This is a genomic window from Serratia silvae, from assembly GCF_023282985.1.
GTDB classification, from domain to species: Bacteria; Pseudomonadota; Gammaproteobacteria; order Enterobacterales; family Enterobacteriaceae; genus Chania; species Chania silvae.
Window position 1 is genome coordinate 68,657 of sequence record NZ_JAGQDC010000001.1, and the last position, 24,318, is coordinate 92,974.

Annotated in this window: 18 protein-coding genes and 1 pseudogene; 14 read left to right on the forward strand and 5 right to left on the reverse strand. The window is 51.5% G+C overall.

Annotated elements, in window-relative coordinates; genetic code table 11:
• Nucleotides 1-20: 20 nt before the first annotated feature.
• Both KAJ71_RS00325 and KAJ71_RS00330 read left to right on the forward strand, forming a co-directional pair.
• Complete coding sequence (locus KAJ71_RS00325; RefSeq protein WP_248943858.1) at nt 21-4,253, forward strand: RHS repeat-associated core domain-containing protein; 4,233 nt, start codon at nt 21-23, stop codon at nt 4,251-4,253.
• An 11-nt stretch (nt 4,254-4,264) separates the two neighbouring features.
• The gene (locus tag KAJ71_RS00330; RefSeq protein WP_248943860.1) at nt 4,265-4,708 is read left to right on the forward strand and encodes a hypothetical protein; all 444 of its coding nucleotides are present in this window, start codon (nt 4,265-4,267) and stop codon (nt 4,706-4,708) included.
• A gap of 56 nt (nt 4,709-4,764) precedes the next feature.
• Here the strand turns inward: KAJ71_RS00330 and KAJ71_RS00335 are convergent, their stop codons facing one another.
• On the reverse strand, nt 4,765-5,028 hold the full coding sequence (locus tag KAJ71_RS00335; protein ID WP_248943861.1) for a SymE family type I addiction module toxin: 264 nt from the start codon (nt 5,026-5,028) through the stop codon (nt 4,765-4,767).
• Nucleotides 5,029-5,516: 488 nt separating this feature from the next.
• On the opposite strand from KAJ71_RS00335, the gene ybiA reads away from it, so the two are divergent.
• Nucleotides 5,517-6,080, forward strand: coding sequence for a riboflavin biosynthesis intermediates N-glycosidase (gene ybiA / locus KAJ71_RS00340; protein WP_248943862.1), 564 nt, complete (start codon nt 5,517-5,519; stop codon nt 6,078-6,080).
• A gap of 179 nt (nt 6,081-6,259) precedes the next feature.
• Here the strand turns inward: ybiA and KAJ71_RS00345 are convergent.
• Nucleotides 6,260-6,364, reverse strand: a pseudogene (locus KAJ71_RS00345) (IS5/IS1182 family transposase); the annotation flags it as partial.
• 344 nt (nt 6,365-6,708) lie between these two features.
• Here KAJ71_RS00345 and KAJ71_RS00350 point away from each other — a divergent pair.
• The 4 genes from KAJ71_RS00350 to KAJ71_RS00365 are packed head-to-tail and all read left to right on the forward strand — an operon-like array spanning nt 6,709 to nt 12,044.
• On the forward strand, nt 6,709-7,386 hold the full coding sequence (locus tag KAJ71_RS00350; RefSeq protein ID WP_248943863.1) for a vWA domain-containing protein: 678 nt from the start codon (nt 6,709-6,711) through the stop codon (nt 7,384-7,386).
• 1 nt (nt 7,387) lies between these two features.
• The gene (locus KAJ71_RS00355; protein WP_248943865.1) at nt 7,388-8,116 is read left to right on the forward strand and encodes a PP2C family serine/threonine-protein phosphatase; all 729 of its coding nucleotides are present in this window, start codon (nt 7,388-7,390) and stop codon (nt 8,114-8,116) included.
• Between the two features lie 5 nt (nt 8,117-8,121).
• Entirely contained in the window at nt 8,122-9,519 is a 1,398-nt protein-coding gene (locus tag KAJ71_RS00360; protein ID WP_248943866.1) for a DNA-binding protein, read from the forward strand.
• Nucleotides 9,519-12,044 (forward strand): TonB family protein, encoded by a 2,526-nt coding sequence (locus KAJ71_RS00365; protein WP_248943868.1) that lies wholly within the window; start codon nt 9,519-9,521, stop codon nt 12,042-12,044. Before KAJ71_RS00360 ends, KAJ71_RS00365 begins: the two co-directional genes overlap by 1 nt.
• A 34-nt stretch (nt 12,045-12,078) precedes the next feature.
• Here KAJ71_RS00365 and KAJ71_RS00370 read toward each other — a convergent pair whose 3' ends face one another.
• Nucleotides 12,079-12,816, reverse strand: a complete 738-nt coding sequence (locus tag KAJ71_RS00370; protein WP_248943869.1) for a LuxR family transcriptional regulator — start codon at nt 12,814-12,816, stop codon at nt 12,079-12,081.
• Between the two features lie 543 nt (nt 12,817-13,359).
• Nucleotides 13,360-13,464, reverse strand: coding sequence for a hypothetical protein (locus KAJ71_RS23570; RefSeq protein ID WP_375540713.1), 105 nt, complete (start codon nt 13,462-13,464; stop codon nt 13,360-13,362).
• Between the two features lie 783 nt (nt 13,465-14,247).
• Between KAJ71_RS23570 and KAJ71_RS00375 the strand changes: the two genes are divergently transcribed.
• The 6 genes from KAJ71_RS00375 (at nt 14,248) to KAJ71_RS00400 (ending at nt 21,266) form a co-directional block, all read left to right on the forward strand.
• Nucleotides 14,248-14,826, forward strand: coding sequence for a LuxR C-terminal-related transcriptional regulator (locus KAJ71_RS00375; RefSeq protein WP_248943870.1), 579 nt, complete (start codon nt 14,248-14,250; stop codon nt 14,824-14,826).
• A gap of 201 nt (nt 14,827-15,027) precedes the next feature.
• Nucleotides 15,028-15,624 (forward strand): common pilus major fimbrillin subunit EcpA, encoded by a 597-nt coding sequence (ecpA, locus tag KAJ71_RS00380; RefSeq protein WP_248943872.1) that lies wholly within the window; start codon nt 15,028-15,030, stop codon nt 15,622-15,624.
• Nucleotides 15,625-15,689: 65 nt separating this feature from the next.
• Nucleotides 15,690-16,373 carry an EcpB family pilus assembly chaperone gene (locus tag KAJ71_RS00385; RefSeq protein ID WP_248944147.1) on the forward strand — a complete coding sequence of 228 codons (684 nt, stop codon included), beginning with the start codon at nt 15,690-15,692 and terminating at the stop codon, nt 16,371-16,373.
• Nucleotides 16,374-16,443: 70 nt separating this feature from the next.
• Nucleotides 16,444-18,972: a CS1-pili formation C-terminal domain-containing protein gene (locus tag KAJ71_RS00390; RefSeq protein ID WP_311292133.1), complete on the forward strand. Its 2,529-nt coding sequence runs from the start codon at nt 16,444-16,446 to the stop codon at nt 18,970-18,972.
• 12 nt (nt 18,973-18,984) lie between these two features.
• A complete protein-coding gene (locus KAJ71_RS00395) occupies nt 18,985-20,577 on the forward strand; it encodes a fimbrial adhesin EcpD family protein (RefSeq protein WP_248943874.1) in 1,593 nt (530 codons plus the stop codon).
• Nucleotides 20,578-20,585: 8 nt separating this feature from the next.
• Complete coding sequence (locus KAJ71_RS00400; RefSeq protein WP_248943875.1) at nt 20,586-21,266, forward strand: fimbrial biogenesis chaperone; 681 nt, start codon at nt 20,586-20,588, stop codon at nt 21,264-21,266.
• A 69-nt stretch (nt 21,267-21,335) separates the two neighbouring features.
• Here KAJ71_RS00400 and KAJ71_RS00405 read toward each other — a convergent pair whose 3' ends face one another.
• On the reverse strand, nt 21,336-22,649 hold the full coding sequence (locus KAJ71_RS00405; RefSeq protein WP_248943876.1) for an NAD(P)/FAD-dependent oxidoreductase: 1,314 nt from the start codon (nt 22,647-22,649) through the stop codon (nt 21,336-21,338).
• Nucleotides 22,650-23,095: 446 nt separating this feature from the next.
• Between KAJ71_RS00405 and KAJ71_RS00410 the strand changes: the two genes are divergently transcribed.
• Nucleotides 23,096-24,316 carry a hypothetical protein gene (locus KAJ71_RS00410; protein WP_248943877.1) on the forward strand — a complete coding sequence of 407 codons (1,221 nt, stop codon included), beginning with the start codon at nt 23,096-23,098 and terminating at the stop codon, nt 24,314-24,316.
• Nucleotides 24,317-24,318: the final 2 nt, after the last annotated feature.

The following is a 24,318-nucleotide window of genomic DNA, read 5'->3' on the forward strand; positions in this document are numbered from 1 at the left end:
CAAGGACAGGAGCGAATACCATGCTGGAAGCTGCACGCGTCGGTGATGCCATCGGCCATTCGGGGGCTCTCGCCGGGTTGATTGGCGGCACGATCCTAGGTGGCCTGATCAACGTGGCCGGGGGTATCCTGGGCGGCATGTTGATTGGTGCCGGGTGTGCGTCTGCCTGTCTTGGCGTGGGCTTTTTGCTGATTGGTGCCGGGATTGCGGTTGGTATGGCGGCCAATGCCCTGGGGGAAAAAGCGCGGGATGCCTGTGTCGAGGCGGGTGCCAGCTCGATGAGCCCCAGCGGAACCATTGTCACCGGCTCGGGCAATGTTTTTATCAATGACAAGCCCGCCGCTGTCGCCACCCTGAGCACCGTCACCTGTGACAAGGACAAGGTGCAGCAGGTGGCACAGGGCTCTTCCTCGGTATTCATCAACGGCCAGCCTGCTGCCCGCAAGAGCGATAAAACTACCTGCGATGCGACCATCCTGGCCGGTTCCTCCAACGTGTTTATCGGCGGTGGCACAACGACCACGGAAAACATCAGCCCGGAAATCCCTGAGTGGGCCTACACCGTTTCCGACCTGACGATGTTTATCGCCGGTCTGGTCAGTGCCAAGGGAGCAGTGGGGCGTGGGCCAGGTGCTGTAGAGCGTCTGATGAGCAAAATTCCAGGGGCCAGCAAGGTAGCCAAAGTGCTCTGTTGGCTGGGGCCGCTGGCGATAGTCGTTCCAGTGATCGGTATTCTGGCCAACCCGGTAGATGTGACTAGCGGGCAAAAATTCCTCAATGACGACGATGACCTGGACTTCACCCTCGATGGTGAATTGCCGTTGTTCTGGCAACGTAGTTATCTCAGCAGCCATGCAACGGAGAGCGTATTGGGGTCGGGCTGGAGCCTGTTCTGGGAAAGTGAATTGCGGCAGGTGGAAGAGGGCATCTTGTGGCGTAACACCTACGGGGATTTTATCCCGTTCCCTGAGGTACCCGTTGGCCATCGTACCTTCTGCCCCGACCAGCAGTGCTGGCTCACGCACAGGGAAGATGGCACGTGGTGCATCAGCGATGCCGGTGAACTGCGTTACCACTACCCGGCCTTCGACGCCGAAGGTCGCGCTCCCCTGAGTGCCATCAGCGACAATGTCGGCAACCAGCAGTCATTCCACTACAACGAACAACGGCAGATGGACATCATCACCCGTACCGGTGGCCAGGCCCTGCGTTGTGAATATCACCCCGAACTCAACCGTCTGACTGCCGTGTGGCAGCAAACTGTGGTGGGCGAGGTGCAGCGTGTCCGCTATCAATATAACGAAGCGGGTCAACTGGTCGCGGTGCAACACCGGGGTGACGCAGTGATGCGTCGCTTTGGCTGGGATGAGCAGAACGGTTTGCTGCTATGGCATGAGAATGCCACCGGGTTTCGCTGCGACTACCAGTGGCAGGAAATGGAGGATATCTGGTGCGTCACCGAACACCACACCAGCGAGGGTGACGGCTATCGGCTGGCTTATGACGAAGAACGCAATCTGCGCACCGCCACCTACCAGGATGGCAGCCAGGCAGTGTGGGAGTTGGACGAACACCGGCGCGTCAGCCGTTACACTGACCGTACCGGCAACTCGCATCAGATGCTGTGGGATGAAGCCGGTCTCCCCGCCGGTTACCGCTCGCCGCTGGGCCATCTGCGCCAATGCCAGTGGGATGAACTGGGCAGGCTGGTGTCCGTCACCGATGCCAACGGCGCCACCACGCGTTGGCAGTACCAACGCAACAGCGACCGACAGACCTTTGTATTCTGGCCAGATGGCATTGCAGAACGTACCGTCTGGGATGAACAGGGCCGGGTGGTGCAGGAAACCGACCGGTTGCTGCAATCGACGCACTATCATTATCCCCACACCCATACGCTGTTGCCAGACCGCGTCACCGATGCGCGGGGCGGCGAGAGCCAGTTAAGCTGGAATAGCCAGGGGCAACTGACAGGCTACACCGACTGTTCCGGCCAGCCCACTGCCTGGCGCTATGATACGCTGGGGCAGATGGTCTCCCGCCGCGATGCATTGCAGCAGGAAACCCGCTACCAGTATAACGACGCAGGCCAACTGGTCACACTGACCCTACCGGACGGTTCAACGGAGCAGTTTGACTGGTCTGATGCGGGGTTGTTGCTCAGCCATCAGCAGGGGCAAAACCTGCCGCGCCACTGGCATTACAACGCACGTGGGCAAACCCTGAGCGCTACCGACCGCCTGAACCGCACCCTGCGTTACGATTATGATGTGGAAGGCCACCTGCTCAGCCTGGATAACGCCAACGGCGGTATCTATCGCTTTACCCGTGATGCGGAAGGCCGTTTGCAGGAAGAGCAGCGCCCGGACGATACCCGTTACGGTTACCGTTTTAATGCCGATGGGCAGGTTGCCGAAGTCGTGCAGCGTGGTACTGCAGACACGGAAGGACACCGCCCAGAGAAAGTCAGTCAACTGACCTACGATGCGGTAGGCCAGGTGATTGCGCGCCAGACGCAGACCGAGCAGGTTATATACCAGTGGGATACGATGGGCAGTTTGCTCAGCGCCAGCCGTACACCTACGGAGCAGGGGCAGACGCTGGGTATCCAGCCCAATACCGTGAGCTTTGAACGGGATGCGTTGGGTCGGGTGACTCGAGAGCATAACGGCGTAGAAGTACTGAGCTATCAGTATGATGCGCTGGGTAACCTGACCACTCTCGGCCTGCCGAACGATGACCAGTTCCAGTGGCTGCATTACGGTTCTGGGCACGTCACTGCCATCCGTTACAATGACCAGATCATCAGCGAGTTTGAACGCGATGCACTGCACCGTGAGACAAGCCGTACTCAGGGGGCTTTGACGCAGCACCGGCGATATGACCGCCTGGGTCGTCGCCAGTGGCAGAGCAGTATCAGCAATCGCCTCACCGACGCACTTACCTCCCCAGAGCAAGGGGTTTTGTGGCGAGCTTATCATTATGACGATATGCATGAACTGGCCACCGTAGAGGACAGCAATCGGGGTATGCTGAGCTATGGCTATGATGTTGAAGGTCGGTTACGTAGCGTCTATTCGGCACAAAGCGATCAGACCTCTGTGCATTATGATCAGGCTGATAACGCCTTGTTACTGCCATTACTGACGCCGGAAAGTTCACCGTATGTCCGTGGTAGCCAACCTTATCGTGATAACCGGTTGACCCGTTGGGAAGAATGGCAGTATCAGTATGATGCCTTCGGCAATATGTCGGTCAGGCAGAAAGGTCCCGGCAGCCAACACTATCGCTATGATGCAGATAACCGCCTGGTGGGGGCGAAAGGTGGCGGGCCAAAGGGACTGTTTGAAGCGCAGTACCACTATGACGCGCTGGGTCGCCGGTCAAGTAAGGTGGTCACTCTTCGCCAGGAACGGCGTGAGACCCATTTCTTATGGCAAGGATTGCGGTTGCTGCAAAGTCGTACTGACGAACGCCAGCAAACCTACTGCTATGACCCGAACGAAGCCTACACACCGCTGGCCTGCATTGAACGGCACTACAGTGGGGATAAACTGTACTGGTATCACACCGACCTGAATGGTTCGCCACAGGAAGTGACGAATGAACAAGGTGAGATGATATGGTCGGGGCAGTATGGGGTGTTTGGTCAGGTGACACGGCAGACTGATGCGATGTGGCGCAACTTCCGCCAGCCGTTGGGCCGGTTCCGCCAACCACTGCGTTTTGCCGGGCAATATCTGGATGAAGAGACCGGGCTGCACTATAATACTTACCGGTATTATGCGCCGGAGGTTGGGCGGTTTATCACACCTGACCCGATAGGGCTGGCGGGGGGGATAAACTTATACCAATATGCGTCTAATCCATTAACTTGGATCGATCCGTTAGGGTTAAGCGGTGAGTGGGTAGATCCCAGAACTATTAATTTCTCTCAAAGAACTATTTCTGCTAATGACTATTCTGCAATCATGAGGCGAGGACAATGGGATTGGGGGCGTTCCCCATTAAATGTTATCGATGTTGACGGTCAATTAGTGACTTATGATAATAGGCGCTTGGATGCAGCGTTAGAGGCAGGGCTTGATAAAGTTAAAGTCACTAAAGTTGATCAAAATGCTCCACATCCTGACTCGTCGAGTGGTAAAACATGGTGGCAAAAATTCCAGCAAAGATTTAGTGATAGGCGAAATAAAAAAGCTGGGGGTGTTGTGCCAAATAAAGGGTTGAAGGAAAGGCCGAAGAAATGTTGAGGGTTTATTGAATGGCAAAGATAGTTGAGTTGTGGAATAAAGAAGAATTACCAATTAAAGATGGTGTTTATTTTTCAAGCGGAAAATCTATTGCCATATCAATAAGTACTTATCCTGATTTAGTGATTGAAAAAGGATCTGAGTTTGATCTTGAAGGTTTTTTGAACGAAGGTCCTGAAGAGATTACCAATATTGATATAATGCAAAAAGTCACTGTTAATGATAAATTCCAATGCTTTTTAGGTGAAGGAAGTCATGGTTCGGAAGGCTTTATTGCATATTTAACCATTGGAGGGGAGTTAGAGTGGGTTATGTATTTTGAACAGTCCAATCCTTTTGTAAAGGTAGTTAAGCTATCTAATGAAACTATTGAAGTGGAATCTAGTGCGAATTATAAATTAATTATTAATGTTGATGAGCCTGAAAATTTTATCGCATCATCTAAAATTCAATAGTTAGATATCAAAGCCGGGATGATCCAGAGAAGATCCTCCCGGTTTTTTATCTGTAACTACGCCAGCATATTACCTTGGTACGCCTGAAGGACCACATTTCCGGGCATCACGTTGATCGCCAGCGGTTGCCCGGTTAGGCCGCACTGCGTCAGCCAGTTCCCCGCCAGATACAGCTCACCGTTATCCCGTATCCAGTCCACGCCAATATGGGGATCAGCGTTCACCTCCAATAACAATCGCTCAATCTCTACCTCATTAGAGACTATCGTTATTATCAGCCCGTCCTGATACTGTTTTATTTTAAATACTGCACTTGACACAAACCCCGCCTGTGGTTGCCTGTATAATATGAGTTCCGTTCATACATTGCCCTCTGCCTGAATAATCAATCTTCATTGCTCAATATTTACCGTGACCTGCTGGTCGGTCAAAAAAGCCGTGTTGTTCCAGCCAATAACCCTTGATAAGCAGTTTTGGCACGGGCTTTTTGATACCTCGGTTGGGCGATAGTGGCGTGTTGTCTTGGGTACTTTATTCACGGGGATGCCTGACTTAAAATCGTGCTTAGCTATAATCAATTCCAGATCAGTTGCTTGTGGTGAGCCGCATGAGACATACTTGGCGTCAGTGCTTGCGGGGTGTGGGTTTTCGTGATCAGCCACAGCCACGCTGATGTTGCGGGGTTTTGATGGTGTTTACTATCAGGATCGCACTGGTCCATCCCCAACTCTTGACAACATGAAGTGTCGAGAGTATCAGGTAGTTATATTGATGCCATTATCAGGCATAATTTTGTGGATGATGAGTTATGCAACAGGGAAAGTATACGTTAGACGCATTACAGCAGAGCATACGGACCGGTAAGCGCTTCAAGTACCTCTATTTCTGGGGCCACCGCCCTTCTCCCAGCGGCGTTGTGACTGCCTCCAGCTTTAGTCAGTGGTGGCCGTCACCGTTTAAGGTTGACGGCGTGACCTACGCCAGTGCCGAGCATTGGATGATGGCGGGTAAGGCTAGGCTGTTTAGCGACGAGGCTATCCTGCCCCGCATTCTGAACGCTAAATCGCCAGCAGAAGCGAAGAAGTTCGGCAGGCAGGTCTCTGGCTTTAATCAGCAAATGTGGGAAGCGCACTGTTTTGAATTGGTGTGCGAAGGCAACCTCCACAAGTTTAGACAGCACCCACAATTGGGTTCATTTCTTGTCGGCACCCGTGCACGTGTGCTGGTTGAGGCCAGCCCCGTCGACCGTGTCTGGGGCATCGGCTTAGCGCAGGACGACGAACGCGCAGCCAACCCTCTGAGGTGGAACGGAACAAACTTGCTCGGCTTCGCGCTGATGGTGGTAAGGGACACGCTTGGAGGTGCCAACTGATGATAAATAGGATACTGTCCGTGAATGACACCGGTAGCTCACCGAAGCCGGTTCTGCTTTGATAGGCTTTACCGATCAGCGTGCTGTTCTCTTGGGGTTATGCCACGCCAGCAATTGTGCGAAACCGTAAACCCTTGTTCAGATGCTCCTGCTAGGCCGTGTCCCTCAATGCATATTCGTCTTAAAAATAGTCGGATACAGCCCAGTTGAACCATCGCTAAGTCGTGCCTCGCCGTTTTTTCATAACGAGTCGCTATACGGCGGATTTCTTTCAGTAAACTAAAGCTTCTTATGTGCTTGTGCTATGGCAATCTTATTCGTCGTTAAATATCTAGTTTGCGTAGCGCTTCCAATTTGCCTATTGCTGGTTGGGCTAGATTTACTGACTACCACCAGTCGTGAGGGCAGTATCAAGAGCCGCCACTGTGGGGACGAAAATTGCGCCTACGCCTCTTCCCTATCAACGCCATGCTGCTAAATCCTGCAACTACCCGCCCCAAGTTCACAGCTACCTGGTTATCAGTAGTAATCCTAAATGCCTAAAGCCACAACACATTCTCGGTTATTTCTGGTATGGTATGTTTATAGCGTCACGGATTTTTATATATTTGATAAATAAGGATTTGACATGGATGGTGGTATCCCTGATGTGGCTTTTATTAATAACAGCGATCAAAGAACCCCTTTAATTTTGGTACTCGACTGCTCAGGTAGCATGGGCGGTGAGCCGATCGATCAGCTTAATCAGGGCCTTGCCCTGCTGGAGCAGGAATTAAAGGACGATGTGATTGCCGCCAAACGGGTCAGGCTGCTGATTATTGAATACGGCGGTTATGACCAGTGCAAACTGCACGGGGATTGGACAGATGCCATGGATTTCGTCGCACCACGTCTGGCCGCCGGGGGCACCACCCCGATGGGGCAAGCGGTGATGCTGGCATTGAACGAGATCGAAGCAGAGAAGCAGCGCCTGAAGCAGGCCGGGGTTTCCTATACCCGCCCCTGGTTATTCCTGATGTCCGATGGGCAGCCTACTGATGAATGGGAAGGCGTTGCCGAACTGTGCCGCCAGGCAGAGGCCAGCAATAAGGTTGCCGTATTCCCGATTTGTGTGGCAGATGCTTCAACTGAGGTGATGGGGCGTTTTAGCCAGCATGGCAGCAATGGCGTCAAACGGCTGAGTGGCTTGCAGTTCCGCGAGCTGTTCTTGTGGTTGAGCGCCAGCATGCAAGTTGTCTCCCAGTCTGTACCGGGCGGAAAAGCACAGTTGCCAGCGACCGATAGCTGGTCCAACGTCCCGGTGTGATATGAAAAAATGGCAGGTTTATGCTGCATCGGCCACCGGTGCGGCACACCTGGCAAGGGATATTCCGTGCCAGGATGCTTTTCATTGGGCCGCGATTGATGAGCGCCTGGTCGCCGCCGTTTGCGATGGTGCAGGGTCTGCATCCCAAAGTGCAACGGGGGCGGACTTTGTCTCTCGCCAACTGGTGGAGCGCCTATCATGGCAGCCCTCCGGGGCGTTGACGCCCGAGCTTATTCAGCAGCTGTTGGAACAAATCCGTATGGATTTGTACTTTCTGGCGACCGAGGCCAAAAACCGGCTGGAAGATTATGCTTGCACGCTAGTGGCGGCATGGATCGACGAGCAGCAGGTTTGCTTGATCCATCTTGGCGATGGGGTGGCTGCGGTGCGAACTGCGAGCGGAGATGAGCAACTGTCCGTGCCAGAAAACGGGGAATATGCCAACCAGACGTGGTTTTTAACCAGCGAAAACTGGCGTGAACATTTACGAATCACCTTTGTGACCTTGCCGGTAGACCAGCTGATTTTAATGTCAGACGGCGTGCAGCCCTTTGCGTTAGATAAGTCGGGGCAGGCGTTGTTTGAGCCGTTTATGGGGCCGGTGATCCGGTATTTACAGCAGACCGCAGAGGAGCCGGGCAGCTCCGCCTTACAGGCCACATTGGGCGATCCGCGTACCAGTGAAATCACTGGCGACGATAAAACGCTGCTCATAGCGCTACGCAGATAATCCCCATGGCTCAAAATAAATCCCAGGTCTTTTACAACGAAAAACGCCAGCCATTACAACTGGGGGCATTGATCAAAAGCGGCGGGGCGGGCAGCGTTTATCACCTCGCCTCGCAGCCTGGTAGCGTCGCAAAAATCTATCACGACAGCATCGATAAAGCGCTCTATCAGCGCAAAATCCAGGCGATGCTTCAGCACGTTCCCGATATTCCGCCAATAGCCGTGGCCAAGACTTCGCTGGTGCAGTTAGCCTGGCCAACCTCGCCGCTGCTGAACACTCGGGGTGAGTTCGTTGGCTTTGTCATGCCTGAGCTGGATGTCAAACTCAGTATCGAACTGGAATATATTCTGCAGTCGCGGCAGGCCGAGGCGGCGAAATTACCGGACGGGATCGGGGTGAAGGTCAGTTTGGCCACCAACCTCTGTACGCTGGTCGCCGCGCTGCATCAACAGCAGCATCGTATTATCGATATGAAGCCGGTTAACCTGCGCTTTTATCGGGAAAGCCTGTACGTTGCGCTGCTGGATTGCGATGGTTTCAGCATTCAAGACGGCGGCGAGCGATTCCCCGCAGGGCAGTTTACCGCAGAATATCTGGCCCCTGAATTCCAGAAAACCGGCAAGGTGCCGGAAAATCAGGAAGAGTGGCAGGACCGTTTTGCGCTGGCGGTGATCTTGTTCCAGTTGCTAAACTTTGGGCTACATCCCTACAGTGGTCGCCCGCAGTCCTCGAAGATGGCTACCGATCTGCCTGGGCGTATTGCCGCGGGCTGTTATGCCTATGGCTTGACCGCCAATAAATTAATGGCTCCTGCGCCAGCAAGCATGCATACCCTGTTGCCGAACGAGCTACGGCTGATGTTTGACAGGGCGTTTGGGCCACTGGCTGCGTCACGGCCTTCCGCACGGGAATGGGCTAGCGTTTTGCGGCCCTATGCCTTGCCTGCGCAGAAGAAGATCGTTGTCTGTAAGACAAATAAGCGCCATCAGCATTTTGCTGGCCTGGCTTGCCCGGAATGCACGCGTAAAAAGCAGATACAGGAAGCGTTACGAGCGGCTCGCTCGGCCAAGCGGCAGGCTCCGCCACGTCAGGTTGCTCCTGCTTATGTGCCGCCTCCACGCCCCGCACCCACACCACTACCTAAACTGACGATGCCTGCGTTTGTCCCAGGTGTTGCGCTGCATACCGTATTTGCAGTGCTGTTGCCGTTGGTGTTCGCCTGGTTGTTCAGCCAGTTTGCTTCCGTGACCAGCTTACAAATAGGGCTTTCAACATTCTTATCCATGCCCTGGAAGGATCAGTGGTTTATGGGCGTGATGAGCATAATTTATTGCAGCATCGCCCTCGTTCTAGTGTTGGTATTCAAATGGGCTTTTAGCTCTATAGTACGGAGTAAGCCCTGATGTCTTCGGGTGTTATCAAGTTTGTCGTTACCTTGTTGGTGTTGCTGGTGGTTTTTCTCCCCTGGATCGTCATGGCTGCGCTTGCCGGGTTGTGGCAAGGCATTGACTGGCTAGGCGCACAGCTTTGGCCAGCGGTGTTAAATGGCCACGAGCGCGGCTTTTTATCCGGTTTATGGCTGGCTGGCAGCCTGATGACGGGCGGTATGCTGTATGTGGCGTTCCGGCGTCGTAGCTTTAGCTATGCTGCCGGAGGGGCGCTGGCGGTAGTCTCGCTGTTGCTGCTCAGTTACCTCAATATGCCGCTCACGGCAGAGGCTGAACGCCGCTGGTTGGTTGGGCATCAGCTTGAGCGAAGTGAATGGAAAGAGGTTACGGTCTACAGCGGGCAACAGTTTGATGAACTGATACAGAGCTTCCCCGGCCAGTTGAATGAATGGCGGATATTAAACGCGTTGGAAAAGAATAGAGCGAAGTTCCCGCCTCTCGGCTATTCGCCACATGACAGTGAGCAGATCACTAAACTGTGGACCGCAGTCCTCCAATCGCCGCAACCAGATACTCAAGCCGAAATCAGTGCATTGAGCAAGATGAACGACGCCATCCTCTGGATGCCCGATCAGGCCGAGCTGTTGCTGGCTACGGGGCTGTTTAGCCTGACAACAACGCCACCGTCAGGCATGACGCCAGAGGTGTTGAGTGCGATTAGTCAAATTTTTCAGTCAGCTATTCAAAGTAATCCTCGAGATGCGGATGCCTGGATGGGCTGGGCGCTGGCCACGTTGCTGACAGGCGACAGCGATAGTGTCTCCCATTATGGTTCTCCCGCACCACAGCTTCAGCAGGTGACTAATGCGTTGATGGTCGCCGGTCAGTTGGAAAAGAAAGGGCAATATCAGCCAATCATCCATCGGCGCTTAACGCAATTTATTGACGCATTACCAGCCAAAGAAAAACGTGAGCTGGATATCTTGCAGGCGCGAGCCACCTTGCTGGTGGGGTCGGCGGAGCCTTTTGATCCGGCGGTGGTTGAGTTGGCCAATCAGAACCTGGTACCGGCGTCTTCTGGTGAGAGCGCTAGTGAGTCAGTTGCGAATGGTTCCGCTAACATTGCCAGCGTAGAACCATTCAGCCGTGCCGGGCTGTCGACTGACGGGGTTCGACGCGTCTTCGGCAAAACCAAAGATTACGCCACTACAATGTTATCCATTGATGTTAATGAACGTGGGGAACCGGTCTCTGTCCTACCCTTTGTTAGCAGCGGCGCACGCGAGCTGGATCTGAGCGCGATAAGGTTAGCGTCTAGCTGGCGCTTCCCTGCCTCCAATCAGCCCCAGCATCGTTTTATACCGTTTGATTTTGTGAGTACCGAGCTGACCTCCAACATGTATTTACAGTTTATGCAGCAACATATCTCGACCTTGGCGAACCTGGTAGCCCGCCACGACCATGCGGGGCTGCGCCAGCAAGAAGCGTTGATCCGTAGGCTAAACGGTTTGGTTTGGGTGGGGAAATCGAATTATGGTATTAAGCGGGATGAAGTCGTTGAACTGAATAAAGTGCTGATGTCGAGAAATTTGGGTGAAGACTATTTCACTATCACCATTAATAAAATAGACAGCCTGGTTGGCAAATATAACCAAAGCCCGGATCTGTTACTGCTGTTGGCCCGCCAGCAAATGCTTTATTTTAACTACGGTATGGCCCAAAAGAAGAAGGCAACGTCTTCTGCCGTAAGTAGCCCGTGGGCGCATTTGCTGTGGGATGCACGGCGTAATTTTGGGCGCGCGATTGCCATGGAGCCCACGAGGGCAGATGCCTGGTACGGCTGGGGGCTGTCGTGGGTCGATGAAGATCCGGAAAAGCTGGTGGGGGCGATGGTTTATGCTCAGCGTCTGCGTCATCAAGCAGAGACACACAAGCCCGATCCTGATTCCAGATCGATATTTGAGACGATGAGCCAATCGGAACGTTCGCTAGATTTTATTAAGGTTAAGCTGCTGCTGGGGATGAACTTGCAGCGACAACGCGCAGGATGGTTGGATATCCTGACTGCGCGTGTCAGCCAAAATTATCAGGACATGATCTCAACCGGCACTGGCAACAAGGATGAAGCCCCAAGCCAACTCGTCTATATGCCCCAAGAGGAATCCTCGCAGCTGGTTGATAAGGTCGCCATCAGGCCGACGCCTTTCCCTGCATCGCTGGAACGACAGGCGCCTGAAGTGCCTCAGGCGAAGAAATACTCCGCTGGTATTGTCAGCGTTAACTTTGAACAAGCCGGTATCACTCAAGCAACGCGCACTTTACCATTTTTCCCAGACGTTGGCCCACAGTCGGCGGGGGTAAAAACCGTGTTGGTCGATCTGGATGTGAATGCGCAAGGGAAACCGCAGCTGGTGCTGATCTCATCGAGTAGTGGCATTACCCTCTATGATGAGGCCGCCATGGCCGCAGCTTGGAGCTGGCGGTTTGCAAAGCAGCGAGATGGTCACAGGCAACGGGTGATGGTGTCGTTTAGGCGTTAAAGGGGGTATCAGGCGGGCGAATAGGAGTGATCCCTCACCTGGCAATCGGTTTGACAAGCTGCCATTCGGCCCCCAGCCTGATGGCATGTTTGGCATTGGTCACGCCCATCTTTTTCACAATATTGCCAATATGGAATTTTACCGTACGGATCTTCACGTCTAAAATAATGGCAATTTCCTGATAGGTTTTACCCATGCTGGCCCAATAGAGCACTTCGTTCTCCCGCGTTGACAGGGGATCTTTTTCTGCGCTGGGGTTATAGCTATTATTTCGTGCGGTTTCCCGGTGCTGGGTGGTGACTCTTTCGTGGATGGTAGCCAGCAGCATCTGCAAGTGGGCTTTGTTAGGATGTATTTGGCCCTCTATATCGATGGATTTGCTGTCATTAAGTATCAGCGACAGCATCGCCAAATTATGATCGTGGTCATGCAATACAAAGGTATAGCCGGTGGTAATATTATAGTTCTTTGCATGGTTGAATATTTCTGAGGGCCTTTGCCTTGAGTTTTTTGGCGTACTTTCATCCCAAGGGAATGGGGCGACCCTTTGCAAGGCGGATAGCACCACGGGATCGATACTGTGGTAGTTACTTTCTTTATAGATATCAACCCATTGGCTTGGGTAGTTGGAGGTTATCAACGTCTCCATGGGGTATTTCTTGTTAAGTATCATATAGGCGAACTTGAAATTGCCAAATTCCGCTATTTTTTTAACCAGATAGTTTTTGAATGCACTGTTATCATCATGAGTATCAGAGAATAGTGTAGACATCAAATTACCTCAGCTTGAAATAATAACACCACTACGATTATAACGCACAGAGCAAATCCATAGCCTCGTTATTATTGAATGCGATATAATATACTGCTTTGCCAGCGAGTTACGATAAAAATAGCAAAAAAAAACCTGACCTCGTTGGGTCAGGTTGCCACATTGGCCAACACCAGGGAAATCTTTACTGTCGTTATTTTAAAGCCTTACTCTTAGTAGAGGCAAGCGAACAGTGCTGGATTTTGGCGGTCTATCACTATTAAAATGCTAAGAATAGTCTTTGTTCATGTTCGGCATAGCGATACAACGGTTCCTGCATTCACGCTCTTGATCCTAACAACGGCCTTATCGGATGTTTTCATCAAAGGTTGGGATGGGCTACTCAGCATTTTCCAAACGTTATTCGCTCAATTTTGAGCGGAGGGTGTTAACGGCCAACCAATTCTCCTGACTGCATAATAATCATATCGAGTCCACATTATTGCTGTTCCTTTCCCTGGTAATCAACACGGGTTGGCTAAAGTGGAACGATAATATGCAAAGCTATTTAGCTGGCGCATACACCTCGCGACAACAAATGACCTTGTCCACCGAAGCAATCATCGGGAGCATGATCCTGGCGTAACTCAGTGCCGAAGCGCGGAAAATCGCCGCTAGCTCCCCCGATTTTTAACCACCAGACGGGTAACGTGCAGTGGCAAGCCAGTGGAGGGGGGGCTGGTGACCTTTTCTCGGATGAGATTATTGTGTTGCTCAATAGATTGTTATCACGGTAAGCCTTAGCTTGATCTTCACTGAGTACTAAAATGTAAGGTCTCTAACATCCGTTTAGCGGCCTTGAAACCGCTCTCAAAAGGGCTTTCTTGATATGAAACTGTTTTTTTTCAATGAAAAAGTGATGTTAATCACAAATAATAAACCGGAAATTGTTCATAAAATGGCCGCCTAGTTGCCGTTGTGTTGCATTTTTGTGTTTGCTAAATAGGTAAGGATCAAACGATTCTGGATCATGAGCTAAGCGATACGCTTTACCATTCTCTGTATGGAAATGTTCTTGATCACCCTTGCGCATTATTTGTCTATTAATTCCCTTTATCTACTGCTGTGTCAGTGTGTGTTAAGAAAGAGCTTATTTTTAAATTGAAGTTAAATAAAGAATATTCCTAGTTTACTATAAGCTTCCTAATTAATATTTAAAACTAAAGAATATACCATTAATCCTAGATTGTGTGCTTGTGGGTAATAACAACTTGATAGGTATTGGCGATTAATTTGGCCCTTTGTGATCGTTTTAACCGATTTTGAATAATTGTTTTTCGCTATTAATATTGTTTCGAGAATTAGGAAATAACTTAGTTTTATGGAATAGTATTCTGCTTATCCAACGGCGTAATGGAGTTGGTAAATAGTAAAGAAAGGAAGGGATCCTTCATGCTGAAAATTCTAGATTATGGGTATCCGCCGCAGGCCGATACCCCATCAAAATGGCCTTTAACCTGGCCCGATACCAATAAGTACTTCCATGAAGGTATCGTAGGCTACTGTGACTCAATTAATATCCATCCACAGCAACTCAAGGTCGTATTTATTGACTTTCAATTGTCGAATCTGCGCCTTTTTCTGGAACAGGATTGGCTAATATATTCCGCTTGTAATCGCGTTGTGCTGGTAACCGACAGTCACCTGCTACCCTTGGCAAATTACTATAAATGTATGTTTCGCCAAGTTGACTCTGTGATCCAAAGGACGGGGAAATCCAGTGAAATTTTCGCCAAAATAGACCACGTTATTGCCGGGGAAAAGGTCTCTTCGCCATCGCAAACCCGGATGTCTTCGCGCGAAATATGTTTATTACGCACTCTGGTTCATGGTGTCACCGTGCGTGATCTCGCCAGCAGGTTACAGCTTAGTCCTAAAACAGTTTATGCCCTTCGCCATAATATTTTGGGCAAGATGGGACTGGCTAAAATGAATGATATCTTCACTCATGCTATTCATAGTGCCAGATAAGCTATAGCTACCTGTTGTTATGTGAATATCAATGCTGGGTAAAGTATTCGATGAATTTGTATCGCAGGCTTTCATCAGTTTATTGCTAAAGGATCTATTCGAAAATTTTATTTTTCGAATGCGCCCTTGTGTCGCATTTATTGTGCCACGCCAGTAAATATTGGCGGGAAATTAATTGATATATATAAAGGAAGAAATTTTATGAAGAAGTTAGCTCTGGCTTTGATTGCAGCTTCAGCGTTGGGAACAATTAATCTGGCTAATGCGGACACTCGTACTGCGAACGCGACAGCGTCTTGGGATGCAAAAGCCATTAAAGATACCACCAGCATGCTGGTTGTTACCCCACTGAAATCACTGACCTTTAACTATGCAGAAGGTCTGGAGCGTTTCAATACTCAAGATGGTGCGTTTGACATCACTATTGCCGGCCAGTCTGGCGCCAGCGATTTTAAACTGACCTCTAAAATCATCTCTAACACCCTGAACCGTACCAGCGATGACTCTGCACTGACCGTGGGCGTTAAGTGGAATGGCAAAGCACTGTCTGAAAGCAGTGACATGGTGATGATCGATACTTCTGCAGGTATCAGCGCAGGTCTGTCTGCACTGGCCGTACCAGGCGCTTATGCTGGTGCTAATCGCTCCAGCACTCAGGGTGTGTTCGTCTTTGACATTGCTAAAGCAACTGTTGCTGGCACTGACACTGCGTTCAAAGACCTGACCGACGGTTACTGGGATGGCAACGTAAACGTTGAATTCACAGCAACTTGGGACGGTACTTTCACCACCCTGTAAGTGATTTTGTTGTTTTAACGTAGTCAGGATCGGGGTGAATAGCCCCGATCCTTATGGAACGCATGATGAACAGATGGTTTCCTACGCTGATGTGCTCAGCACTATTTTTTTGTACTCACGCCAGTGCAATTAACGTTGGCGCGATTACATCAATCATTTCCTCAGGCCAAAGCGTCATCGCCAAGGAAGTGATCAATACCGTGGATGATGCCCGTCTGGTCAGCTTGAGGGTCGAGCGTATTTCCTCCCCGATGGAGGGGGGGAAAGTGATCCCGATGGAGAGCCGGCAGGAAATAATGGCCACGCCATCCAACCTGATTTTGCCTGGCAAGGGTAAAGATGTTTTCCGGGTTTTTTATTCCGGTCCGAAGGACGATAAGGAACGTTATTACCGTTTAGTCTGGAATGATAATCCGGTTACCGAAGAGGGGCTGTCAAAAACCCAAAAAGCCGCTTCGGCAACCACTTCGGCAACTATCAGTACCATTCTGGTCGTCACACCGCGGCAGAACAAATTCGACTATCAATACCGAGATGGTGTTGCGTATAACACCGGTAACAGCTCTTTTCGCGTGGTGGCATTTGGCCCCTGTAAGCAGCCACAGACCAGTGAAGAGAAAACTAAAGGATGCCGTGAGCGTTATTACGTCATGCCAGGACTCGGCGTGCACTTGAAATTTGTTGATATCAATAATCAAAAACTCAGCGTTGGCATTTGGCACAACGAGGATTATATCAACGTGAAATAGCCTCTTTACTCATTGCCTGCATCGTACGTGTTTTCCAGGTGTGGAGTAGGGAAGCTATTTGGGGAAGCAAATGGGTAATAATTTCATCTTAAGGACAAGAACCAAGGCCGTTGCGCTATGTATTGCTGCGGCTCTGATGCCTATGCAGGCCAATGCCAGAAACCTACAGGATGTTCGTTTAGGAAATTATCTTATCCCGGGGGTGTTTGGTCAGGCGCTGACCGAAGGTATGACCATTCCTGTACTGCTACGTTACAAAGGCGGCGATCAACAAGAAAAACAAAAGGTAGCGGATGCGCTGGTGGTACTGGAAAAAGACCGCCTGATGATAAAAGATATTACGCTGGTGGAAGATCCCACAGGGGCAACGCTGGCTGATACTACCCAGACGTTGGTCGCCGGTTTGAAAGATCGTTTCTTTGATCAAAATACCCATATTGCCCTTTCGTCTGATGCCGATCTGAACCTGAATATCCGCTCGTTTGTGCTGACGCTGGACGTGAGTGAAAAAAGCCTGGCAGCCGCCATTATTCCGCGCATGAGCCTGTTGGGCATATCTTCGGTACCGCATTTCAGTTCGGTGCTTAATTACGACCTGGGGATTTATCGCTCGCAGTTAAAAAAGGGTGAAAATACTTCTAATAATTATCTGACCCTGGATAATACCTTCGGCTTTGCGGAACATCACTTCAATGTGAACGGCTCGTTTTACGGTATTGGGGAGTCCCAGAAGGATTCTCAACTTTACCGCGCCATGTATGAACGGGACATGAGCGGGCGCCGTCTGGCATTTGGCCTGGTCGACACCTGGAACCTGCAATCGTTGGGGAGTCTGTCGGCGCTGAACTCCAGCAAGGTGTATGGCGTCACCTACGGCAATAAGTCTGCAACCAAGATCCAGAATAACCAATATTCGCTGACGCCAATCACCGTGTTTTTACCTAGCGCGGGGGAAGTCCATATCTACCGCCAAGGACGCCTGTTGAACATTCAGAACTTCCCGATGGGCAGCTTTGAGGTCGATACCCGCATCCTGCCGTATGGGATTTATGACGTCGACGTTGAAGTGGTGATCGACGGTAAAACCAATTCGCGCATGCGCCAGACGATCAACAAAGCGTTCTCTGGCAATAATGGCGTGGCGCAAGAACTGAACTGGCAGTTGTATGGTGGTTACGTCAATTATAACAACCGCAGTACCCGCACCAACGACAGCACCACCAATGAAACCTATCTGGCGGGGGCGTCGGCGGCGATGTCGATCCCGGAAATTCTCAAGATCGCCTCGGTCCCGGCGATATTTGGCCTGTCGCTGCAAACCTCGACCTACACCTTCGACAAGAAGGTGGTGAATGAAACCTCGGTCAACCTCAACGTAAACCAGTTTGCCAGTCTGGGCTGGCAGGGGCTGCTGTCACAGGGCGGGCGCTATCGCAATATTTTAAACGCCAGTTTTACGCTACCGAAAGGCTTTGGCAGCCTGTGGGCCAACCGGGAAAAGAGCCATATTGGTAAGGGGCTACCGGTCTATGAGTCGGACAGCTATTCCTATGGCGGCACCCTTAGCCTGAGCCGGTTCTTTGAGCGTGGTGGTCAGCTTACGCTGAGCCGTACGGTGGATAAGCGCGATCGCAGCACCTCTAACAACCTGGAATACTCCACGGCGCTGTTCTCCGGGCGCTATGGCACGGTCAACCTACGTGCCGGTATCCAACGTTATCGCTATGACTACCAGTCCAATAGCACCAACCAACGCTATATCTCGCTGGACTTCTCGTTGCCGCTGGCCGCCTGGTTAAGCACTGGTGTCTCTTCCAACAATGGCAACGTGCGGGCCAACCTGGCCGCCAACAAGAGTTTTGATGACTCGGCGTTTACCTCTGCCGGCTTCAACCTGGCCAAGCTGGTCAAGGATAAGCACAACGGGGACAGCGCCTATTCCGCCTCCGGTTATGCCGCTTTTGATACCAAATACAGTGCGGGCACGTTGTCACTCTCGCGGCCGGACAACAATCGCCTCAATGGCAACCTGACCGCGCGCGGGGCGATGGCCTACAGCGATAAGAACTTCGCCGCCAGCGGCATTCAGGAGAAGTCCGGGGTGTTGGTGAAAACCGGCTTCGTCGACGATGCGGTGCTCTCAGCTCAAGTCAATGGCCGCAGCTATCCGCTGAGCGGTAAGAATAGCTTCATTCCGTTGCCGCCGTACTCGAGCTACAAGGTCGAGCTGATGAACGACAAAAACTCGATGGACAGCTTTGACATCGTCAAGGGGCGGACCCGCAACGTCACGCTGTATCCAGGTAACGTCGCCATTTATGAGCCGGAAGTGAAGCAGCTGGTAACGGTATTCGGCCGTATGACCACCGAAAATGGACGGGCGATCGCCAATGCCGCTGTGCGTAACCACATCGGTAAAACCACTACGGATGCGACAGGGGCCTTCTCGATGGACGTTGATAAGCGCTACCCGAGCGTGTCACTGACCATGCCAGATCACGGTATTTGCGAAGTGGATCTGGATTTGGCCAAGGCCAAGGGCGTGAAGTGGGTCGGCGATGTGGTGTGTAACGCGCAGACCATTCTGGCACAACGTTAAGGACAGAATTTGATGAAACAGCGCAATCTTTACGGGCTGGCAGGGGCTTTTCTGCTGGCCAGTTCCGTCAGCCTGGCGGGCAGTAACTCCTACGTGTTTGTTGAGAATCAGGTTGATGGTGAATACTTTATCGCGGCCGAAAGTCTCAATCCGCGTTTCACCGGTGCTAACAGGTTCACCAAATTTGCTTCCAGCCGTCAGGAGAGTCTGGGATATATGGGGGATTCACTGGCGCCCAGCATATCGAATAACAACTATGCCGACATCTGGTTGGAAGATTCCCCGATCGACAAGCCGTTTCTCGGTAACCGCTGCATGAATGATAGCTCCGGGTGTCCAGAAAACGGTCTTCTGCCCGCAGAATACCTGGGTAAAAATGGTGCATATCGTATCTTTAGAGGCACCGCTAATGGTCAAAGTAATAATGCGCGTGGCATCTTTTCCGATGCGGCCTATGAGTATTTTAAAAGTGTGCCGGTAGGCAAGCTCGAGATTTATAAATACCGTTGGTGTTCTACTACCGCCTATTATAATCCCGCAGCAGGGCAGACTTGCCTTTCTACGGGAGCACGATTGGGCAGCGACGATTTCAACATTACCAAGTTGGGGCATGTCCGGCTAGAGTCCACCAATGCGCTGCAGGAAATCTTTATCGACAGCAATGGCAATCCCTCGCTTGGGTCGGGATCATCGCTTTGCTCCGTGGGTTACGTCGGTTCGACGAACGGTATCATTTGCAAGCTGGTCTCTTATCAGTTGAGCGGACAGACGGTGTCGCCGATGCGTATCAATTTACAGGTCGATACCGCTGCGTTAGGTTTTACTCCGCGCTCTAGTACCATCCGTATGAGCCCCGATGGTGCTACTGGTTGGGTGAACTATGGTGACAGAACCCGGGTTTCAGATTTGATCAAGCCGGGTAATACCGGTATCTATGTGTTCTTTTCGCAGGTCTTCTTGAAGGAACTCATCAATCGCGGTGTGGATCTGAGCCACAGTAAGAAATTCTTCACATTTTTATTCACCAACACTCGTACGCCACAGTCTGGGTATTACGAGTTTTCGCCCTCCAATACCATCCTGCTGATCCCGCGTGATTATGGGCTCAGCATTATCTCCAAAGATTTGGTGCTTAATCCCAAGCGCGAAGGCAACGTCGGCAGCAAAGAACCGCCTATCGTGTTCGATTATCTGGTGACTACCTCTGGACCAAGGCAGGCCGATAGTATTACCGCGCAGGTCTATGGCCCGGCAGGACAGGTCAATGGCCGACCATACTGCGTCTTTTCTTCCACCGATGGTAAGCTCCGGGTGCCTTTCTCAGCCTATCTGGCTTATACCAACGATGTCGGGCAAATGGTTCGCACGCGTGCCAGCTGCGATGACGTCCCTATCAGTCTGAATGCGGCACGTTGGATAAGAACCGCCTGGCCGGTTCCCTCGCAAAACGACGGCAGCTTTTATCGCACCGAGTTATCTCTCAGCTTCCCGATGAACGAGGGCCACTCGATGTGGACCATGGACGGGCGAGACTGGATGGGGATTGTCAGTGCCACCGGTGAGGTACGGGTCAGGGCGGTCTGGACCGGCGCAGATATCCATTAGGATTGAAAATGATGATAAGGCTAGGGTGGTGGTTAGCGGGGTTGATGCTGGCGTTTCCGGCGCAGGCGATTTATCTGCCGTCTGGCGTATTTACTTTGGAGAGCGATCACAGCTTTTTCTCGCGCCAGTTTGTTAACAACACCAAAGAGACCAATTTGTACGTGATCGATGCTTACCGGATCGCCAAACCTGGGGTTGATGAACAACCTCAACCGCTGGAACAGGGTGAACTGCTCTATACGCCGTTGCGCAAAATACTGGAGCCGGGGAGCTTGGAATATTTCAAGATCTTCTACCGTGGTCCAGAGGATGATCGCGAGCGCTATTACCGCGTGGCGATCCAGGAGATCCCGGCCAATGCGATGGAGATGCAGGGGGAAGGTAAGACGCCGCTGGTTTCCCCCATTGTGGCGCTTGATACCATTTTGGTGATCCGCCCACGTAAGATGCGTTTCACTTATCACTATGATCCGCAGGCTGGGGTGTTGAACAATACCGGTAATACCTATTTCCGGGTGATGATCCACCAAGGTTGCGATGGGCAGGATGACACCGCCAAAGTGTTTAATCTGTTGCCGGGGGAAAGCTATCGTGGAGCCGATCTTCGTGGGCAGAACCGCAAGTTTATTGTTGGTTTCAACAAGTACCTACGGCTAGGGGAGCAGTGCTTCGTACAGGGGCCGGAGTAAGGTTTACTGTGTGTGCTGGCCCTCACCTAATCCAAAGGGAGAGATGAGGGGCCAAGCCCGCCAGCAAAGCTAGACTTCCTTGCGCCCCAGATAACGCTCTTTCATCAAAGAAACGCCAATCGCCATATCCAGCACCGGAGAAGGCGGCAGGTAATTTGCCTGACCGAGTTCCTGCATCGCGCCAATCAGCGGATGGTCGATCCCCAGCGCATAGTCTGCCAATAACGTCCCGGCAATGGTTTGCTTGGACACGCCTGCGCCGTTACAGCCTCCGGCGGTATAAATACCTTTCTTCAACTCACCCCAAACCGGTGCGCCATTGCGGGTGACGCTAATGGTGCCGGACCAGGTGCTTGTCAGCGGTACATCCCTCAGCTGCGGGTAAATCTTGTTGAATATCTGCTGGTGCAACAGAGTGGCTTGATAGGTTTGTGCTGCGGTGATCCGGCCGTTCAAGGCAGGCGTCACATGCTGGCGGATCAGGAAACGGTGATCCTGGGTATAGCGCACCGTCGCCCCGGCGATTGCGTTGACCGGCGTTAGCCCCCAACTGCTCATGGTTGGCAGCTTTTGGCGTTGTTCTGCGGTTAATGGCGCGGTGATGCTGGCGAAGGTGGCCATTGCCGCCTGCTGGCTGGTAACCGGGGCCAACTCTCTGGAGAGGGCGTTGGTGGCTAACATCACGTTGGCCGCTCTAATCGTACCGAAGGGGGTAACCACCTGGTTCACGCTACCATGTCGGATTGCCATCACCGGGGTATAGTTATACATCGTCACGTTATCTGGCAGATTATTTGCCAGACCCACGATCAGGCTGGCAGGATTAACCAGGATCGAGCTGGGAGTATAGATGCCCTTATTATAAAAACGAGTGCCCAATTTTTGATACAGCGCTTCCTTATCCATTATTTGATAAGGCTCGTTCATGGCATCGAGATTATCGGTATATTCTTTGAGCACCCGTTGATTAGCTGCGTCAACCTGGCAGTGATATTTACCGGCATTCTCCCATTCGCATTCTATCCCCTGTCGCTCAATTTGATAGGTTAATTGATTGATCCCTTCTTGTAATAAAGATCGATACGATTGGGCTTTTTTCAGCTCCGCCGTAGAGCTGCCGATATTATGGGGCAAGCCGATAATAAACCCTGAATTTCTGGCCGAAGAACTCTCTGCCGCACAGGCCGAATCAACGATGATGATCTTCAGTTTGGGATGGTGGTTGGCCAGCCTTCTGGCGAAGGAAATCCCGGCGAAGCCGCAGCCCACCACCACCCAGTCGGCCTCGGTATCGCCGATCAGCGTTGGGTAAACGGTGGGGGACAGGTCAGGGTTCAACCAACCATTTTGGTTTTGATTTAACGGCACCGATGCATATTTCAAACTAAAGATCCTTTTTAAAATGTTTGCCACTCAAGGCTACTAAATAGGGTTATAAAACATTTAGCCAGGTTGAACCAGCAGATTCAGCCGTTGGTCATTTACCCCAGTTTATTGACGGTAAGTTATTTATAAGCAACCGTTAAGCATTGAGGTGCCTCATTGGATTGCCGTAGTTTGCCAATGGGTTGGAGATGGGCGACCAGGAGATCCTCTATGGCAGAAATTAAGATCACTCAGCAGATTTATTTCTGATTTTTTCCTTTATTCCCCAGCCATAGCTGTTTAGTATCGGAATTGGTGATAATGACTCATTTTCTGAGGTTTTCTTCTGAAAATCGGCCATTACCGCCCAAGATAATAGAGTTGTTAACTGAATTTTTATTGTAACTTAGTGGATTTAACTATCCAAAACGGATTTCTAAAAAATATAAGAACGGAAATATTCTATGTCACAGATGTTAGCGCTTTTGATAGTAATGGTGATTTTATACCTGGGAGATGCGGTATCCGTGCGCACGAAAGCCTGGATCCCTTCTGTATTTGTCTGTGCAGTGCTGTTCCTGTTCGGCTACTGGACGTTTTTCCCGAAGGATATCGTCAGTCTGGCCGGTATCACACCGGCGGTAGCGGTGATGCTGATGTACCTGCTGATCACCAACATGGGGACGCTGCTTTCCGTGCCTGAGCTGATACGGCAATGGAAAACCATTGTGATCTCGCTGGCGGGGATTGCTGGCATTATCGCCGCCGTGTTTGCGGCCTGTATGCTGATGTTTGATATGAATACGGCCATCGTGACCATTCCGCCATTGGTAGGCGGCATCGTTTCGGCGTTGATCATGTCGAAGGGGGCAGCCAGCGCGGGCCTGGTCGATCTCTCTGTATTCGCTATCCTGATCTACGTGATGCAAGGGTTTGCCGGTTATCCATTAACCGCCATCATGCTACAGCGGGAAGGCAAGCGCGTACTGAAAAAGTATCGCAATGGCGAATGGCATGAGTCTGCAGCGCTGTTGCCTGCCGATAAAATGCCAACCACGGTCAGTGCGGAAGAAAAAATGCCGCGTATGTTTGGCCTGATCCCGGCCCATTACAACACCAGCTACTTCAAGTTCCTGCGCCTGGCGCTGGTAGGCTATCTGGCTTATCTGGTATCAGATCTGCTGGCTCCGGTGGTCACCGTTAGCCCGTTCGTGCTGTGTTTGCTGTTTGGCGTCGTGGCCGCCACAATCGGTTTCCTGGAAAAACAACCGCTGCAGAAAGCCAACGGCTTCGGGTTTGCGGTGATGGGGCTGATGCTGTTCATCTTCGATACCCTGAATAGAGCAACCCCGGAAATGCTGCTGCGGCTGGTATTCCCGATGGTAGTGCTGATCGCCGTGGCGGTGGTGGGCATGTTTATCGTTTCGTGGATCGTGGGTAAATGCCTTGGCGTCAGCATGGAGATGGCCTTCGCGATCTCCCTGACGGCGATGTACGGCTTCCCGGCAGATTACATCATCACTAACGAAGCGATAACTGCGCTTACCAAAGACGAAAAAGAGCGTGAGATCCTGACGCACCATATGTTGGCACCGATGCTGGTCGGCGGATTTATTTCCGTGACGATGGTTTCCGTCGTGCTGGCGGGCGTTATGGTCGGTTACATCACCCCAATCGCAGGATAAGT

Coding starts and splice junctions, on each gene's coding strand:
- KAJ71_RS00325 (WP_248943858.1), top strand. CDS start 21: ATGCTGGAAGCTGCACGCGTCGGTGATGCCATCGGCCATTCGGGGGCT.
- KAJ71_RS00330 (WP_248943860.1), top strand. CDS start 4,265: ATGGCAAAGATAGTTGAGTTGTGGAATAAAGAAGAATTACCAATTAAA.
- ybiA (WP_248943862.1), top strand. CDS start 5,517: ATGCAACAGGGAAAGTATACGTTAGACGCATTACAGCAGAGCATACGG.
- KAJ71_RS00350 (WP_248943863.1), top strand. CDS start 6,709: ATGGATGGTGGTATCCCTGATGTGGCTTTTATTAATAACAGCGATCAA.
- KAJ71_RS00355 (WP_248943865.1), top strand. CDS start 7,388: ATGAAAAAATGGCAGGTTTATGCTGCATCGGCCACCGGTGCGGCACAC.
- KAJ71_RS00360 (WP_248943866.1), top strand. CDS start 8,122: ATGGCTCAAAATAAATCCCAGGTCTTTTACAACGAAAAACGCCAGCCA.
- KAJ71_RS00365 (WP_248943868.1), top strand. CDS start 9,519: ATGTCTTCGGGTGTTATCAAGTTTGTCGTTACCTTGTTGGTGTTGCTG.
- KAJ71_RS00370 (WP_248943869.1), bottom strand. CDS start 12,816: ATGTCTACACTATTCTCTGATACTCATGATGATAACAGTGCATTCAAA.
- KAJ71_RS00375 (WP_248943870.1), top strand. CDS start 14,248: ATGCTGAAAATTCTAGATTATGGGTATCCGCCGCAGGCCGATACCCCA.
- ecpA (WP_248943872.1), top strand. CDS start 15,028: ATGAAGAAGTTAGCTCTGGCTTTGATTGCAGCTTCAGCGTTGGGAACA.
- KAJ71_RS00385 (WP_248944147.1), top strand. CDS start 15,690: ATGAACAGATGGTTTCCTACGCTGATGTGCTCAGCACTATTTTTTTGT.
- KAJ71_RS00390 (WP_311292133.1), top strand. CDS start 16,444: ATGGGTAATAATTTCATCTTAAGGACAAGAACCAAGGCCGTTGCGCTA.
- KAJ71_RS00395 (WP_248943874.1), top strand. CDS start 18,985: ATGAAACAGCGCAATCTTTACGGGCTGGCAGGGGCTTTTCTGCTGGCC.
- KAJ71_RS00400 (WP_248943875.1), top strand. CDS start 20,586: ATGATGATAAGGCTAGGGTGGTGGTTAGCGGGGTTGATGCTGGCGTTT.
- KAJ71_RS00410 (WP_248943877.1), top strand. CDS start 23,096: ATGTCACAGATGTTAGCGCTTTTGATAGTAATGGTGATTTTATACCTG.